This window comes from Delftia sp. JD2, assembly GCF_001682645.1.
GTDB lineage: Bacteria > Pseudomonadota > Gammaproteobacteria > Burkholderiales > Burkholderiaceae_C > Comamonas > Comamonas acidovorans.
In genome coordinates this window covers 1-14,955 of sequence record NZ_LFJT01000008.1, presented here as the reverse complement: position 1 = coordinate 14,955, position 14,955 = coordinate 1, and the positions used below count along the sequence as shown (strand labels likewise).

The window sequence follows — 14,955 nt, the reverse complement described above, 5'->3', positions numbered from 1 at the left end:
GGTGTCTCATGTCTTTCGTATCAGGTCTGAAGTGGGCAGCAGCGCGGGCGCGGCGTCCAGAGGCAGCCGCATGGAGCGCTCGCGCCGCGCGCGGTCCTCGTCCAGGCGCTGGATGGTGGTGCGCACATGCTCCAGGTGCTCGCCGATGCATTCGCGGGCGCGCTGCGGGTCGCCGTCCAGGATGGCCTGCATGAGGCTCTGGTGCTGCACGGTCAGCTCCTGCAGGGTCTGGGGCGCGCTCAGGCGGAACATGTCGTGGCGGTTGCGCTCCACCGTGGACAGCACCACGGTGAACAGGCTGTGCATGACCTGCACCAGCACCAGGTTGTGCGAGGCCTCGGCAATGGCCAGGTGGAACTGCGCATCGGCACGCGCCGCCAGCTCGGCGTGGCCGCTTTGCTGGTGCTGGATCATCACCTCGAAGCAGCGCTGGATATGGTCCTTGTCGCGCTCCGTGGCGCGCTGGGCGGCCAGCCAGGCCGTGCTGGTCTCCAGCGCGTGGCGGGTTTCCAGCACGTCGTAGCGGTAGTGGGAGTCGGACTCCATCAGGCCGGCCAGCGGCCGCATGGCGTCCTTGAGCCAGTCCGCAGGCTCGGCAGCCGGCGCCGGCTCCTGCAGGTAAGTGCCATCGCCGCGCCGCGCCGCCAGCACGCCCTGGCTGGTGAGTTTCTGTATGGCCTCGCGCACCGAGGTGCGCGAGACTCCCAGCTCGGCCGCCAGTTGCCGTTCCGCGGGCAGCCGCTGTCCGGGCTGCACTCCGCTGGCCTGCACCAGGGCAAGCAATTTCTCGACAACTTGATCGGCAACGCGCATGGGGATTCTCAGAATTGGTTTTCAGTGATTCACGGCGCTATGCGCCAGCCTCATCGCATGAAACCCGCACTGCCCAAGCCAGGGACACCGAGCAAGGGCCGCCCCGCCGCGAGGGTGTCGTCCCCCTCCCCCGCGAAGCGGGTAGAGAGGGGGAAGGCGCGCAGCGACTCAGGGGGTGTTTCATGTCAATACCCAGGAATCATCCACGTAAACACATAGGCTTGCAGCGTCGTGATCACCCCGATGATCACGGCGAACATCAGGCTGTGCTTGACCGTGAAGCGGAACAGGTCCGACTCCCGGCCTGCCAGGCCCACGGCCGCGCAGGCAATGGCGATGGACTGGGGCGAGATCATCTTGCCCGTCACGCCGCCCGTGGTGTTGGCCGCCACCGTGAGCACCTGGGGCAGGCCCAGCTGCTGCGCCGTGGTGGCCTGCAGCGCGGCGAACAGCGCGTTGGCCGAAGTGTCCGAGCCCGTGAGGAACACGCCGATCCAGCCCAGGAAGGGCGAGAAGAACGTGAACGCCTGGCCCGTGTGTGCCAGCGCCAGGGCCAGCGTGGCCGACAGGCCCGAGTAGTTGGCCACGAAGGCGAAGGCCAGCACCATGCCGATGGAGTAGATCGGCACGGCCAGTTCCCTGAAGGTCTCGCCCAGCGTGGCAACGGCCTTGGCGGGAGACAGGCGCGTGAAGGTGATGGTGATCAGCGCCGCGATCAGGATGGCCGTGCCGGTGGCCAGCAACCAGTTGAAGGTGTAGACCGCGCCGTAGGGCGCAGCGGCGGCCACGACGGGGGGCGTCTTCTCCACCAGGTTGTGCAGGAAGGGCACGGGGATGTTGATGACGGTGGAGGCCAGCGGGCCGCCTGCGGCGAACAGCGCCTTGAAGGGCTTGATGCTCCAGATCGTCACCATGGCCGTGAGGATGATGAAGGGCGACCAGGCCTTGATGACGGCGCCTGCTGTCAGCGGTGCACCGGAGGTGATGGCCGGTGCTGCAACTGCCGCAGCCTTGCCGCCCTCGCCTTCCGTGTCGAAACGGAAGATGCGCTTGGGTTGCCAGACCTTGAGGAACAGCGTCAGCGCCACCAGCGAGACGATGGCCGAGGTAATGTCCGGCAGCTCGGGGCCGATGAAGTTGGCCGTGAGGAACTGCACCACGGCGAAGGAGCCGCCGCCCACCAGCACCGCAGGCCAGGTTTCCCTGACGCCGCGCCAGCCGTCCATGATGGCCATCAGCCAGAACAGCACGAGCACCGTCATGAAGGGCAGCTGGCGGCCGGCCATCTGGCCGATGGCGAATGCATCCACGCCCGAGACCTGCCCCGCCACGATGATGGGAATGCCCATGGCGCCGAAGGCCACGGGCGCCGTGTTGGCGATCAGGCACAGCCCGGCCGCGTACAGCGGCTTGAAGCCCAGGCCCACCAGCAGCGCGGCCGTGATGGCCACGGGCGCGCCGAAGCCGGCCGCGCCCTCCAGGAAGGCGCCGAAGCAAAAGCCCACCAGGATGAGCTGCAGCCGCTGGTCGGGCGTGACCGACAGGATGGACGAGCGGATCACGTCGAACTGCCCCGTCTTGACCGAAATCTTGTAGAGGAACACGGCCGCCACGATGATCCAGGCGATGGGCCACAGGCCGTAGAAGAAGCCGTACACGGCCGAGGCCAGTGCCGCGCTCACGGGCATCTTGTAGAACAGCAGCGCCACGCCCAGCGCCAGCGCCACGGTGACGGTGCCGGCCTGGTAGCCCTTGAGACGGAACCTGGTCAGCGCCAGGAAGAAAAAGATGATGGGAATCAGCGCGATCAGCGCCGAGATCCAGATGTTCCCGGCGGGATCGTAGTTCTGCTGCCAGATGGTTTGCATGACCGTGTCTCTAGATGATGGGGAGGGCGCGGTAAGCGCCCCTTGTCGGCCACTCCCTCTCGTCGCAGCGTTGGCATGCGGTGCGATCCGCACAGGATGTCTGCTGGCTGGCTGCAACGGTGACCGGGAGTGTTCCCCGCGCTGGCGCCTTGTGGGCCATTGGCAAATTGGTCCAACCAATTAAACCAAAATTCAGACCATTGCGCGAAGTGGTGCGATTCTCAGAGCTTTCAAGTGAGCAGATGAACAGGGTAAACACCTAAAAGAGTGCAGATAATGCACCACGATGTTTATTGGTCAGACCAATCATGGATGTTTTGGTGCAACGCATATTCAAGTCCCCGCCAGGCAAGGCCCCAGGCGGTGCACAAACGCAGCGCACGCGGGAAAAAGATCGGCGGCAGCGCTGTGCCCGCAGGTCCGGCGCTCATGCCTGACGTCCCCAACGGAAAAGCCCGCTCCCTACAATGCAGCCTCAGCGGTCGGTGTACCGCCCTTGTACCTTCGGCGCCCGGTCATCCCGGGCGCCCATTAAACCGCCGTGTATCCGGACGGCGGTGGCTGATTGAACGGAGCCCATCCATGAACCACATTCCTGCGCGCCGCTCGGCGCTGCGCCAGACGGCTGCCTGCGTGCTGGCCGCCTCCTCCCTGTCCAGCCTGCCTGCGCTGGCCGCCGAACCCGCCGTGCTGCGCGTCTCGGCCATCCCGGATGAAGCTCCCACCGAGCTGCAGCGCAAGTTCGAGCCGCTGGGCAAGTACCTCTCGGCCCAGACCGGCATGAAGGTGGTGTTCACGCCCGTGACCGACTACGCCGCCGTGGTCGAGTCGCTGGCCACGCGCAAGCTGGACCTGGCCTGGCTGGGCGGCTTCACCTTCGTGCAGGCCAAGATCCGCACCAACGGCACGGCCATCCCCATCGTGCAGCGCGAGGAAGACGCCAAGTTCACCTCCAAGTTCATCACGGCCAACCCCGCCATCAAGACCCTGGCCGACCTCAAGGGCAAGAGCTTTGCCTTTGGCGCGCCCTCGTCCACCTCGGGCAGCCTGATGCCGCGCTTTTTCCTGCAGCAGGACGGCATCAACCCCGAGAAGGACTTCAAGACCGTGGCCTTCTCCGGCGCGCATGACGCCACCGTGGCCTTCGTGGCCGCAGGCAAGGCCGAGGCCGGCGTGCTCAACGCATCGGTCTGGGACAAGCTGGTGGAGAGCAAGAAGGTCGATACCAGCAAGGTGCGCGTGTTCGCCACCACGCCGCCCTACTTCGACTACAACTGGACCGTGCGCGGCGACCTGGACCCGGCCCTGGTCAAGAAGCTGACCGACGCCTTCCTGGCGCTGGACCCGGCCAAGCCCGAGCACAAGGCCATCCTGGAGCTGCAGCGCGCCGCGCGCTTCGTGCCCACCCAGGCCTCGAACTACGAAGGCATCGAGGCTGCCGCCAAGTCGGCCGGCCTGCTCAAGTAAGCCGCAGCAGGCGCAATCCATGAGCTTTGAACTGCAAGGCGTGGGCCTGACCCACGCCGGCGGCGGCATTGCGCTGCGCGGCGTGACGCTGGCCGCACGCCAGGGCGAGGCCATTGCGCTGATCGGCCCCTCGGGCGCGGGCAAGACCACGCTGCTGTCCGTCATCGGTACGGCGCTGGCGCCCAGCCAGGGCCGGCGCAGCGTGCTGGGCGACGAGGTGCCTGCGTCCAGCGCGGGCGCCCCGCGGCTGCTGCGCGCGCGCATCGGCACGGTGCATCAGGCGCCGCCCATCCCGCCGCGCCAGCGCGTGGTCACGGCCGTGCTGGCCGGGCGGCTTGGCCGGTGGCCGGCCTGGAAGGCGCTGGCCTCGCTGATCTACCCCCAGGACATTGCCGGCGCGCGCGAGGCCCTGGCCCGAGTGCAGCTGGCAGACAAGCTGTTCGCGCGCTGCCACCAGCTCTCTGGCGGGCAGCTGCAGCGCGTGGGCATCGCCCGCGTGCTCTACCAGCAGGCCGAGCTCATCCTGGCCGACGAGCCCGTGGCCGCGCTGGACCCGGCCCTGGCCCTGTCCACCGTGCAACTGCTGGTGCACGAAGCGGCCGCGCGCGGCGCCACCCTGGTCGCCAGCCTGCATGCCGTGGACCTGGCGCTGGCCTGCTTTGCGCGCATCGTGGGCATCCGCGATGGCGCCATCGCCTTCGACCTGCCGGCGGCTGAAGTCACGCAGGAACACCTGCGTGCGCTGTATGGGTCCGAGCATCCTGGAGATGATCCCTCCGGCACTGCATGGACACCCGCGCCCGCCGCCTTTGCCGCACCGCTGTCCGCATCCGCATGCCGTTGAGTTCCGATCTGCACGCGCTGCGTGACCCCGCCGCGCCCCGCCGCCTCGGCGCCCTGGTGCTGGCCGCCGTCGTTCTGTGGCCGCTGTTCCAGGGCGCGGGCTTCAGCCTGGGTGCGCTGTTCGATCCCGGCAACCTGCAGGTCATAGGCCGCTTTCTGGCCACGTTTCTGCCGCCCGAGACCGGGCGCGACTTCCTCGGCTACCTGGGCCGCGCCACGCTGGAGACCCTGGCCATTGCCACGGCCGGCATGGCCCTGGCCTTTGTGCTGGCCGTGCCGCTGGCCTACCTCGTCACGGGCGCCGCGCGCGAGCGGCGCGCGCTCAACCCCGTCACGCGCGGCCTGCTCACCATCCTGCGCGGCGTGCCCGAACTGGTCTGGGCCCTGGTCTTCGTGCGCGTCTTCGGCCTGGGGCCGGCCGCTGGCGTGCTGGCCCTGGGATTGACCTATGGCGGCATGCTGGCCAAGGTCTATGCGGAAATCCTGGAATCGGCCGACCCCGCACCCGCACGCGCCCTGGCGCAGGCCGGCGTGCGCCGGCCGCTGGCCATGCTCTATGGCCTGCTGCCCCAGGCCGCGCGCGAGCTGACCTCGTACACCGTCTACCGCTGGGAGTGCGCCATACGCGCCTCGGTGGTCATGGGCTTTGTGGGCGCGGGCGGCCTGGGCCAGCTCATGGACCAGGCCATGAAGATGCTCAACGGCGGCGAGGCCTCCACCATCTTGCTGACCTTCATGCTGCTGGTCTGGGGCGCCGACCTGCTCTCGCGCGGCCTGCGCCGCGCGCTGGACACGCCACCCGCCGCGCGTGCCAGCGCCTGGGGCTGGCGCAGCGCCCTCACCTGCGCCGCCCTGGCGCTGGGCGTGGCCGCCAGCTTTGCCATGCTGGAGATGGACATGCCCTCGCTGTTCACCGGCGCGGCGGGCCGGTCCATGCTGGAGTTCGTCATCAGCTTCTTCCCGCCCGACACCAGCGCCGAATGGCTGCGCAAGGTGGCCGTGGGCGTGTGGGAGACGCTGGCGATCTCCGTGGTCGGCACCCTGCTGGCGGCCGTGCTGGGCCTGCTGCTGGCGTTGCCGCGCTGGCGCGCTCCCTGGAGCCTGGTGCTCAACGTGCTGCGCTCCGTGCCCGAGCTGGTCTGGGCCACCATCACCGCCCTGGCCGTGGGCCTGGGCCCGTTCGCAGGCGCGCTGGCGCTGGCGCTGCACACGGCCGGCGTGCTGGGGCGCCTGTATGCCGAGGCCCTGCAGAACCAGCCCGCCGCCCCCACCCAAGCGCTGCGCCTGTCCGGCAGCGGCCGCGCTATGGCCTTCCTCTACGCGACGCTGCCCGGCGCCGCGCCGCAGTTGCTGGCCTATACGCTGTACCGCTGGGAGATGAACATCCGCATGGCCGCCATCCTGGGCTTCGTGGGCGCGGGCGGGCTGGGGCAGCTGCTGTACTTCGAGCTGTCGCTGTTCCACTACGCCCAGGCCAGCACCGTCATCATCGCCATGCTGGCGCTGTCCGTGGCCGTGGACTGGGCCAGCGCGGCGCTGCGCAGGCGCATGGGTTAGGTGGTGGAGGCCGCGGCGCCCTCGCCTTCCACCTCGACCAGGTAGTCGATCAGCGCCCGCAGCTTCAGCGGCACATGGCGCGTGGGCGCATAGACCGCATGCACCACGCGCGGCGCGTACTTGCCGCACAGCGCCCAGCCCGGCAGCACGGGCGCCAGCTGCCCGGCCTGCAGCGCCGCCTGCGCCGCAAAGTCGGCCACCACGCCTATGCCCGGCCCCTGCTGCAGCGCGTGGATGATGCCCAGGCTGCTGGCAATGGTGATGGGCGTATTCACCAGCAGCCGCGTGGCGGGCGCGGCCGCAGGGTGGAGCGGGCGCAATTCCACCTCGTTCTGGAACTGCCCGTAGCCCAGGCTGATGAAGGGATGCGCCAGCAGTTGCCCGGGCTCCGTGATCTGCGCATACCGCGCCAGATAGCCGGGCGTGGCCACCAGCACATAGCGGATGGTCTTGAGCGGCCGCGCCACCAGCCCCGGCGCGATCTGGCCCGGCACGCTGATGCGCAGGCCCAGGTCCAGCCCCTCGGCCACCAGGTCCACCATGCGGTCCGTCATGTCCACCTGCACCTGAACCTCGGGCCAGCGCGCGCAAAAGCCCGGCAGCAGTAGTGACAGCCAGAGATCGCCCAGCACGGCCGGGGCGCTGATCTTCAGCAGCCCGCGCGGCTGCTGGCGCAGCTGGCCGGCCAGCGCCTGCACGGCCTGTGCATCCGCCACCAGCCGCAGGCAGGCCTGGTGGATCTCGGCCCCCGCCTCGGTCAGCGACAGCGAGCGCGTGGTGCGCTGCATGAGCCGCAGCCCGAAGTGCGCCTCCAGCCGCCCCACGCTGCGGCTCACGGCCGAGGTCGTCAGCCCCAATTGCCGGGCCGCGCCCGCAAAGCTCTGGTGCTCCACCACGCGGGCGAAGACCAGCATTTCATCCAGGGGCATGGCGGTATCGGGCAAGGCGCTATTCCGGTATTTGTTGCATGGCAGGCAATATTAATTTGAATGACTGGTGGATTGTTGATTGATTGCAAGGTCCGCAAGATACGCCCATGCGCTCCATACCGAAGCGCGCCCAGGAATCGACACCATGTCCCACAGCCCCGGCCTCACCTCTGCAACCTCACCCACACGGTCCCGAACCAGCCAGGGCGGCACCTGGCGCATGCTGCTGGCCATGGCGCTTTCGGGCACCATCGGCCTGCTCGTCGTGGAAAGCGCGCTGCCGCCGCTGCTGGTCGTATTCGCCCGCTGCGTGCTGGGCGCACTGGGCCTGGGCCTGTGGCTGGCCTGGCGGCGTGAATGGGTCAGACCCCAAGGCCGGGAATGGCTGTGGCTGGCCGGGGGCGGCATCGCCCTGGTATTGAACTGGGTCGCCCTCTTCAGCGCCTACCACTACAGCTCCATCGCCGTGGCCACCGTGGTCTATCACGTGCAGCCCTTCATGCTGCTGGCTCTTTCGGCGCTGCAGGGCGAGCCCGTCGAACGCCGCAAGCTGCCCTGGCTGCTGCTGGCCCTGCTGGGTGTGGCGCTGAGCAGCGGCCTGGTCGGGCTGGACGGCATGGATGCATCGCATGCTGGAACAGGCGCGTGGGTCGGCGTGGCCCTGGCCCTGCTGGCCGCCGCACTCTACGCAGGCACCACGGTGGCCACGCGCCGCCTGGGCCACATGCCCTCGGCCCAGATCGCCATGCTGCAGATGCTGGCGGGCGGACTGGTGCTGAGCCTGTGGGCCCTGCCACTGCTCACCCATATCGCAGCAGCCAGCCCTCAATTGCTGTCAGCGCGGGCCGCCTCCATGGTGCTGACCCTGGGGCTGGTCCATACGGCCTTCATGTACACGGTGATGTATGCCGCATTCCAGCGGCTGCCGGCGCCCGCAATTGCGGCACTGTCCTTCGTCTACCCCGCCATGGCCTTGCTGGTGGACCTGGCCTGGTTTGGCGCTGTTCCGTCAGCCGCACAGTGGGTCGGGATGGGCTGCATTGTGGTGGCGGTGCTGGGGCATCGGCTCACGGGCCAATCCTGACGGTCCAGCGCAAACAAGCCGAACGTAATCTGGTGCGAACGCCCAGGTTTTCCGGAGCACGATCAGAATCGTTTTCGGCCTGATCGGAAAAACATGATCGACATCAAAACCCCAAAACCATCATCCTCGTCACGAGAAATCCACTACCCCAATAGCGGATTCTCAAAATAGACGAGAGAGTTCAAATTTACCGTGCGAAATAGCATGCACCTGCGAAATTCGTGCAATAGAGTAACTGCAGGATCAGAGACAAAGGTCTTTACCCCAAGATCCTGAAGTTACCACGGATTTTAAGGAAACCAGATCAACCGGAAACTGTCAATCATCAATTTTTCTTGATGATGTAGCTGGGGCTGGTAACAATGTTCGCATAAGGATCAATCCTCATGCAATTGGAGGATGAGGGGTTTGTGCTCAGAGTCGTCCATCCGGCAGGACCTGGCTCACAGGCCTCAAGCTGGTAACCCGAGGGCGCATTGCTGATGAAGGCATGCGTCGTGTTCAGAGCCCACGTGATACCGCCTACACTACTGTGCAGTGTGCACTTTCCGCCAACAGCTTTCTTGACCCAATGCCCCGGCGCAGGATTGGCTCCATTACACTCAGTTCTTGTCTGCAACGTATATCCGCCATCCAGCCACATATAGGCATGGTTTTGCAGCAACAACGGTGGCTGTCCATTTTCGTTGATGAAGTAGGCTACGATTTTATGCCTTTTCCCATCACGTTCGGCATATGGCACATCCAGAGTTCCACTGAAACCGTGCACACCGGAGTCTCCGCATATATTTCCTACCGCCTGCTCGCGTGGGATATTTGCATGCAAAGCACCTAGGAATTTATTATCTGCACTACCGCTCCAGAAGTGAACCCATCCGGAAACGCCAGGCGTTGCCGGATTACACGCCCATCCTTCTATGTGAGCGCCATCGGTATAGGTATTGGACGTGGAACCGATCCACCCTTCCGCCAATGCATTCGACGACAAGAAAGAAGCAAAAACTACCGCACAACCAACATATGCAATCTTCATTACGGAAATCTCCTCAAGTACAATAATTTTAAAACCACACCGACTTAATTTTATTTTTTCAACTCCTTTCATTTCATGCGCTCAGTATATTTTCCCATATACCATTCCCACTGAGTTTCAAAAATTAGTTGGCACACTCACTTAAGACACCTAACAAGCATCATTGCTCTGTCGTATTTTTCTCAACTGCGTCGAGGCGACAAGCCTAACTCGGTATGAAGATTTTTGCAAACCCCCATTTTTTCCCTGGACAAACAGTTAGCAAACCAATAATTATCCAACATGCAAAATAAGCACTCACTCACCACAATACAATCTATAGCCTTGACTGTGGGTGCCACAAGCACGAATGCAATGCAAGCCCCATTCACTCATCGTTTCCTTACCAAAGGCGAAGTGGGGGTATCGATGGCGAATGGCACGACCATGCATCTCACGTCCCTCATGGAGATGGTCATGTTGAGGTCATGTTGACGAAAGAGATTCTCTATGAATACGATCGGTGCGATCGACGAAGAGATACAACATCTCACTTTCAGGCCAGCCAATGACATGGGCATCTGCCGCAAATATGGTGGTGCACTGCCTCAGTTCGCCGGGCACAACAATAGGACAACTGATTTCCCGGGGCGACGAGGTTATGGCAAGCGCCTTGTACCGTATGCACATTTCACCATACCCTCCCACGTGCATCTCTTCATCTTGCTCTCCCGCTGAATGTGGCTCTACGCACGATCTCTACGCAGAGGGGCGGCACGGATACTTCGCGTGCCGGATCCGGTGCGTGCCCGATCCAGCCTGCCGCACTTTCCTTTATCTATCCGGCCATGATATTGCTGGTAGACCTGACCCGCTTCACCGTCGGGCCATGGGCCACGCAATGGGCCGGCATGGCCAGCACCATGGCAGCAGTGCTGGCGGCCGGCTGGTGGAAATAACTGAAAGCCGACACCCCAAGACTGCGTTGCGGGAACACCAGAACAATCTGAGCCAGCCATAGAAACCGTTGAAATCTCTGAACCTTCTTGGTGACCACCGGCTTCCAGGCAAAGCCAATACTTATAAAGGCCCGTCCATGTTCTGCCTGAAGCGAAATCTCCCCGTCTGAGGCCGCGTGCTGCGCGGCGCCGCCGCCCTTGCCCTCTTGCTCGCCGCCATGATGCTGGACAAGCTGCCCCTTCTGCCCAGGATCGCTGCTTTAATGGCTCCCAATGGCTGCTGTCCGGACGTTCTGCGCGCTGGCTGATGGGTCTTCTTCAAACCTGTTAGCAAGACGACTGCAAAAGCTCAGGCCCGGACGCAACTTCCCGGCCTTGCCATTGGTCTGCCGCCGGTGCCTCCCATTGCGGCGCTTTTATGGGTCACCGCGCAGGCGGTGCACTTCGCTGCCACTGGGCGTGACGGAATGCAGGACATTTCTGCGATTCATCAATCCTTCATGAACCCAAGTCAATTGTTTCAACATATTTCAATCAGCAGAGTCTGTCGTACATTTCGAATTATTTCTATCTAATAAACCTGTATGCTGTGCCGGTTTTCCAGCCACCCGCAACCAGTCGGAATAAAGAGGGAGAAATGAGTTGGCCACTATCGAAAAAGGATTGATGGTAGACAAAAGCGTCGAAGTCAAGACCTATCCGTCAATAGAGCACGGCGCCTTGCTGTCCGTCACATCCATCGTGCTACACCGCACTGACTCGTCCACGGCCGCCAGCGTGCTCAATGCCTACAAGAGCGGCCAGAAGACGGGGGCGCACTTTCTGATCGAGAAGGACGGGAAGATCTACCAAACCGCCAGTCTGGAAAAGATCTGCTGGCATGTGGGAATTCTTCAGCCGCGCTGCGTCAACGAGAGCACCTGCGATCCCACGGAACTCAAGAACATCAATGCCCTGCTGCACCAAAAGGGCCTGAGCTTCAGCAAGCGGGCCAAGAATGTGTCATCGCACGAGAACACAAAGGCCTATCCGTTGCGTTATCCGGCCAACAGCGACTCCGTGGGCATCGAGGTGGTGGGCCGTTTCCTGCCATCGACCAAGGATTACGAGGCGCCCACCCAATCGCAGCTGTTCCAGACCAAATGGCTGACCCAGCAATTGGTGGACCACTACAAGCTCAAGCTTCTGTCCGATGTCTACTCCCACGGCGCCATTGCCCGCAAGGAAGCGACCGAAGGCGCCCAATTGCTGCGCTACATCTTCACGGGAGCCTGAGCCATGCCATCCAGCCAGCTTTTCAACAATCCCTCTCGCAGCCTGCGCATTACCGCCTGGGCTGCCGTGATGCTGTGCCTGCATGCGCCGCTGCAGGCCTCATCTACTTCCACATCCACGCCCAAACACGCGGCCAAGGCGGCGCCCATTTCCGTCATCGGCCCGGTCAACCGGTCCGTAGGCACGGGCGAGACCATGGGATGCGAGAAAGTCAGCCTGGACGCCGCCGACGTGGCCCGCTATTTCGCGACGGCAAAGCAAGTTTCGGCTGGCAGCTTCCATGAGGAAGCCATCATCCTGCCCTGCAGTTTCAGCGGACGGCTGCTGCGCTCGGGCAAAGTCTATGAATGGAACATCAACGCAGCCGGTGCCGGCTACCTGCGCAGTGAAGATGGTGAACAGGACCTGCGCTACCTGTGCCGCAAGGCCTGCGAGAAGGCATTGCCGCAGTTGACGGGGCTTTGACCTGTTGTTCAGACATTGTCTACAAAGGCGTCTTATCACTCCGATTGAGTGGCGCCCCATCCTCCTGTCAAACACAGCGGATACGATGGCGCCTTCCGCAATATTCCCAACAGACCATGGACCGACTGATTTCCCAAGGAATGCATTCCTTCAGCCAGGGCGACCACGCGCGCATGCATGCGCTATGGTCCGGCACCACGGTTTTCAGCCATCTGGACAACGAAGCGATTGCCAGCCTCTTGACCAGCATTCAGGCCACTGCCGAATCAGGCCAGGGTAGCGAATGGTCATGGCTGATGCTGTGCCTGGTGTATCTCGATTCCAGTGACCAATTCACCGAGGACCGCAGTGCGGCATTGCGCCAAGTCGGCGAATGGGCGCAGCGCGCACTGGCAATGTCACCAGGCAATGCCTATGGACACCGCTATTTGGGCAGTGCCCACTATTGGCTGGACGAACCCGAGCCCGCGCTGGCGGCCTACCGCAAGTCTCATGCCTTGCAGCCCCAGGTGGACTTGCAAGCCCGCATTTTCGAGATGGAGCATGCCGTGCCCTGGCGCAGCATCTTTTCCTATCCCGAGTTGGCTGATAGCCCGGCGGCACCCGACTACTACACGGCCGGCGTGACCGTGGGCAAGTGGAAGCGCCCCGACACGGATGCAGCGGCCCTGCAGGAAATCGAGCGCCTGCAGACCACACTCTACGAACGCTGTCTGGAGCGCTTCGCCAGCGCCGGCACGCCGGCAAACGGCCAGGAGGCCGCGCCCACCGCGCTGGACATCCACACCTATGCCATGTGCTGCAACAACCTGGGCGTGCTGTACAACGCGCAGGAACAGTACGAGCAGGCGGCCGCCGTCCTCGAAGCCGGGCTGCAGCAGACCTGTTTCCAGGCCCTGCTGGAAAACCTGCGCCATGCCTATCGGCAACTGGGGAACCGCAAGCAAGCCACCGACCTGTCACTGCTGCTGATGGAGGACTACGCGCTTGATACCGGCCTGTATCTGGACTGCGCGCAGACCGCATGCGCCTATCTCAACGAGACCAGCCACCACCAGGACGTCCTCGACATCGTGGCCGAAGCCGAGCGCCGCTATGCGCAGCTTTCGCCGCAGCAACAGCAAGCGCAATGGGAAGTTCGCAGCATGAGCTTCGTTCATGCGCACAAGGTCACCGCCCTCAGGGCCCTGGGCCAGCTCAAGGCCTCGCACCTTCAGCCTGAACTGGTCGAGATCGCCCTGCGCCACGATCCGGGCGATGCCCAATTGCTCGGCATACGCGCCCACATGCAGGGAGCCCGGCAGCAGGTGGGTGGAAAAGGCCGATTCTGGTCGCGCCTGTTCGGCTGAACAACGCCGGGCGACCGGGCCACCAAGAAATGTAGGGCACCCAAGATGCTGGCAACCCTCAGAAAACCCCCAGCGCCAGCCCGGCCCCCATCGCCTCCCCCAACGCCCGGCACTGCTCCAGCTCAGCTGCGGCAATCCGCTTGGGTGCCAGGATGGCTTCGGTGGTCTGGGCGTGGGTGCAGATGATCAGGGGCTCGGCCACGGGCTTGAGGCGCCAGCCGGTGGCGATGCGGGCGATCTGGCGGGCGGCGTTCTGGCCGTCGCTGCCCGCGCAGATGAGGCTGGCATAGGGCCGGCCATTGAGGTGATCCAGCGCCGCGTAGTAGCTGCGGTCGAAGAAGTCCTTGAGCTGCCCGCTGATGGCGGCCAGGTTTTCCGGGGTGGCGAAGAGGTAGCCGTCGGCGGACAGCACATCGTCGGGGCCGGCCTCGGAGGCGTGCAGCAGGCGCACCTGCACGCCCTGGCCTTCGGCCGCTGCGCCGTCGCGCGCGGCCTCGGCCATCTGGCGGGTGCCGCCGGTCATGGAGTGGTAGACGATCAGCAGGGTCTTGCTTGCGTTCATGCCGCGAGCATAGACCGATGGTGGGAGAACCGGGCAGCTCCCGCCACGGAGCGGGTCAGGTAACCCCCCTGCCGGCCCCATCCGTCAGCGATGCCACGGAAGGCCTGATCCATTGCGGATCATCGAGCTGCCTTTGAATGCAGTCGCGCAACCATTGATGCGCGGGATCCGCCTGATGGCGCGGATGCCAGGCCATGCGCATGGGCTGCACCTGCACGTCGATGGGCAGGGCAAACACCACCAGCCCCAGCGATGCGGCCATGCCATGCGCCGTGCGTGTCGGCACGCAGGCCACCAGGTCGGTGCGGGAGGCCGCAATCAGGGCCGAGAACGAACTGGGCACCAGCAGCGCCAGTTGCCGCTGCAGGCCCAGCGCCTCCAGGGCAGCGTCCACGGGCGAGCTTTCGCCCGGGCGCTGGGTGATGCCGACGTGGCGCGCGGCGGCGAACTGCTCGGCGCTCAGCCGTTGCGACTTTCTGGCGGACTTCAACAGGGGATGGCCGGCGCGCACGACGCCCACCAGGATCTGCTCCGATATCACCAGGCTCTCGGTTTCCGGGTCCATGCTGCGAAAGCTGCCCACATCCAGGTCGATGCGGCCTTCGCGCAGGGCCCCCGGGTCGGCATGGGTTTCGGGCAGGAACTGCAGGCTGGCCAGCGGCATTTCCGCCTCCAGCGCACGCGAGAGGCTGGCACCGAAGACGACGGCAATGCCTTCGGGCGCCCGCACCACGAAGCGGCGGCCCAGGCCAGCAAGAAGCACCCCGTGCCC

The 14,955-nt window shown here is 64.5% G+C and carries 14 protein-coding genes; 8 read left to right on the top strand and 6 right to left on the bottom strand.

Features of this window, described 5'->3' with window-relative positions:
- Nucleotides 1–6 precede the first annotated feature (6 nt).
- Nucleotides 7–813 (bottom strand): transcriptional regulator LldR, encoded by an 807-nt coding sequence (gene lldR, locus ACM14_RS06400; RefSeq protein WP_063326343.1) that lies wholly within the window; start codon nucleotides 811–813, stop codon nucleotides 7–9.
- Nucleotides 814–998: 185 nt separating this feature from the next.
- Nucleotides 999–2,681 (bottom strand): L-lactate permease, encoded by a 1,683-nt coding sequence (gene lldP, locus ACM14_RS06395; RefSeq protein WP_065345659.1) that lies wholly within the window; start codon nucleotides 2,679–2,681, stop codon nucleotides 999–1,001.
- Between the two features lie 582 nt (nucleotides 2,682–3,263).
- Between lldP and ACM14_RS06390 the strand changes: the two genes are divergently transcribed.
- Genes ACM14_RS06390 through ACM14_RS06380 form a run of 3 tightly spaced genes read left to right on the top strand, consistent with a single transcriptional unit; the run spans nucleotide 3,264 to nucleotide 6,548 of the window.
- A complete protein-coding gene (locus ACM14_RS06390) occupies nucleotides 3,264–4,148 on the top strand; it encodes a putative selenate ABC transporter substrate-binding protein (RefSeq protein ID WP_065345658.1) in 885 nt (294 codons plus the stop codon).
- A gap of 19 nt (nucleotides 4,149–4,167) precedes the next feature.
- On the top strand, nucleotides 4,168–4,992 hold the full coding sequence (locus ACM14_RS06385; protein WP_065345657.1) for a phosphonate ABC transporter ATP-binding protein: 825 nt from the start codon (nucleotides 4,168–4,170) through the stop codon (nucleotides 4,990–4,992).
- On the top strand, nucleotides 4,983–6,548 hold the full coding sequence (locus ACM14_RS06380; RefSeq protein WP_065345726.1) for an ABC transporter permease: 1,566 nt from the start codon (nucleotides 4,983–4,985) through the stop codon (nucleotides 6,546–6,548). The genes ACM14_RS06385 and ACM14_RS06380 overlap by 10 nt, the downstream gene beginning before the upstream one ends.
- On the opposite strand, the gene ACM14_RS06375 is transcribed toward ACM14_RS06380, so the two are convergent.
- Nucleotides 6,545–7,477, bottom strand: coding sequence for a LysR family transcriptional regulator (locus ACM14_RS06375; protein WP_065345725.1), 933 nt, complete (start codon nucleotides 7,475–7,477; stop codon nucleotides 6,545–6,547). The genes ACM14_RS06380 and ACM14_RS06375 overlap by 4 nt on opposite strands.
- A gap of 145 nt (nucleotides 7,478–7,622) precedes the next feature.
- Here ACM14_RS06375 and ACM14_RS06370 point away from each other — a divergent pair, with 145 nt between their 5' ends.
- Nucleotides 7,623–8,561 (top strand): DMT family transporter, encoded by a 939-nt coding sequence (locus ACM14_RS06370; RefSeq protein ID WP_065345656.1) that lies wholly within the window; start codon nucleotides 7,623–7,625, stop codon nucleotides 8,559–8,561.
- 325 nt (nucleotides 8,562–8,886) lie between these two features.
- On the opposite strand, the gene ACM14_RS30500 is transcribed toward ACM14_RS06370, so the two are convergent.
- Nucleotides 8,887–9,666, bottom strand: coding sequence for a hypothetical protein (locus tag ACM14_RS30500; protein ID WP_227468592.1), 780 nt, complete (start codon nucleotides 9,664–9,666; stop codon nucleotides 8,887–8,889).
- 417 nt (nucleotides 9,667–10,083) lie between these two features.
- Here ACM14_RS30500 and ACM14_RS31410 point away from each other — a divergent pair, with 417 nt between their 5' ends.
- The 4 genes from ACM14_RS31410 (at nucleotide 10,084) to ACM14_RS06350 (ending at nucleotide 13,621) form a co-directional block, all read left to right on the top strand.
- Complete coding sequence (locus ACM14_RS31410) at nucleotides 10,084–10,311, top strand: hypothetical protein (RefSeq protein ID WP_139093384.1); 228 nt, start codon at nucleotides 10,084–10,086, stop codon at nucleotides 10,309–10,311.
- A gap of 887 nt (nucleotides 10,312–11,198) precedes the next feature.
- Nucleotides 11,199–11,807, top strand: coding sequence for a peptidoglycan recognition family protein (locus ACM14_RS06360; RefSeq protein ID WP_013802750.1), 609 nt, complete (start codon nucleotides 11,199–11,201; stop codon nucleotides 11,805–11,807).
- 3 nt (nucleotides 11,808–11,810) lie between these two features.
- Complete coding sequence (locus ACM14_RS06355) at nucleotides 11,811–12,272, top strand: hypothetical protein (RefSeq protein ID WP_065345655.1); 462 nt, start codon at nucleotides 11,811–11,813, stop codon at nucleotides 12,270–12,272.
- A gap of 140 nt (nucleotides 12,273–12,412) precedes the next feature.
- Nucleotides 12,413–13,621: a hypothetical protein gene (locus ACM14_RS06350; protein ID WP_254662005.1), complete on the top strand. Its 1,209-nt coding sequence runs from the start codon at nucleotides 12,413–12,415 to the stop codon at nucleotides 13,619–13,621.
- A 58-nt stretch (nucleotides 13,622–13,679) separates the two neighbouring features.
- On the opposite strand, the gene ACM14_RS06345 is transcribed toward ACM14_RS06350, so the two are convergent.
- Entirely contained in the window at nucleotides 13,680–14,183 is a 504-nt protein-coding gene (locus tag ACM14_RS06345; RefSeq protein WP_013802753.1) for a flavodoxin family protein, read from the bottom strand.
- Nucleotides 14,184–14,238: 55 nt separating this feature from the next.
- Nucleotides 14,239–14,955: LysR substrate-binding domain-containing protein (locus ACM14_RS06340; protein WP_065345653.1), on the bottom strand; the 717-nt coding region annotated here is incomplete at its 5' end.

Excerpts from the sequence above, each read along its gene's own strand:
- lldR (WP_063326343.1), bottom strand. The coding sequence starts at position 813 with ATGCGCGTTGCCGATCAAGTTGTCGAGAAATTGCTTGCCCTGGTGCAG.
- lldP (WP_065345659.1), bottom strand. The coding sequence starts at position 2,681 with ATGCAAACCATCTGGCAGCAGAACTACGATCCCGCCGGGAACATCTGG.
- ACM14_RS06390 (WP_065345658.1), top strand. The coding sequence starts at position 3,264 with ATGAACCACATTCCTGCGCGCCGCTCGGCGCTGCGCCAGACGGCTGCC.
- ACM14_RS06385 (WP_065345657.1), top strand. The coding sequence starts at position 4,168 with ATGAGCTTTGAACTGCAAGGCGTGGGCCTGACCCACGCCGGCGGCGGC.
- ACM14_RS06380 (WP_065345726.1), top strand. The coding sequence starts at position 4,983 with ATGCCGTTGAGTTCCGATCTGCACGCGCTGCGTGACCCCGCCGCGCCC.
- ACM14_RS06375 (WP_065345725.1), bottom strand. The coding sequence starts at position 7,477 with ATGCCCCTGGATGAAATGCTGGTCTTCGCCCGCGTGGTGGAGCACCAG.
- ACM14_RS06370 (WP_065345656.1), top strand. The coding sequence starts at position 7,623 with ATGTCCCACAGCCCCGGCCTCACCTCTGCAACCTCACCCACACGGTCC.
- ACM14_RS30500 (WP_227468592.1), bottom strand. The coding sequence starts at position 9,666 with ATGAAAGGAGTTGAAAAAATAAAATTAAGTCGGTGTGGTTTTAAAATT.
- ACM14_RS31410 (WP_139093384.1), top strand. The coding sequence starts at position 10,084 with ATGAATACGATCGGTGCGATCGACGAAGAGATACAACATCTCACTTTC.
- ACM14_RS06360 (WP_013802750.1), top strand. The coding sequence starts at position 11,199 with ATGGTAGACAAAAGCGTCGAAGTCAAGACCTATCCGTCAATAGAGCAC.
- ACM14_RS06355 (WP_065345655.1), top strand. The coding sequence starts at position 11,811 with ATGCCATCCAGCCAGCTTTTCAACAATCCCTCTCGCAGCCTGCGCATT.
- ACM14_RS06350 (WP_254662005.1), top strand. The coding sequence starts at position 12,413 with ATGCATTCCTTCAGCCAGGGCGACCACGCGCGCATGCATGCGCTATGG.
- ACM14_RS06345 (WP_013802753.1), bottom strand. The coding sequence starts at position 14,183 with ATGAACGCAAGCAAGACCCTGCTGATCGTCTACCACTCCATGACCGGC.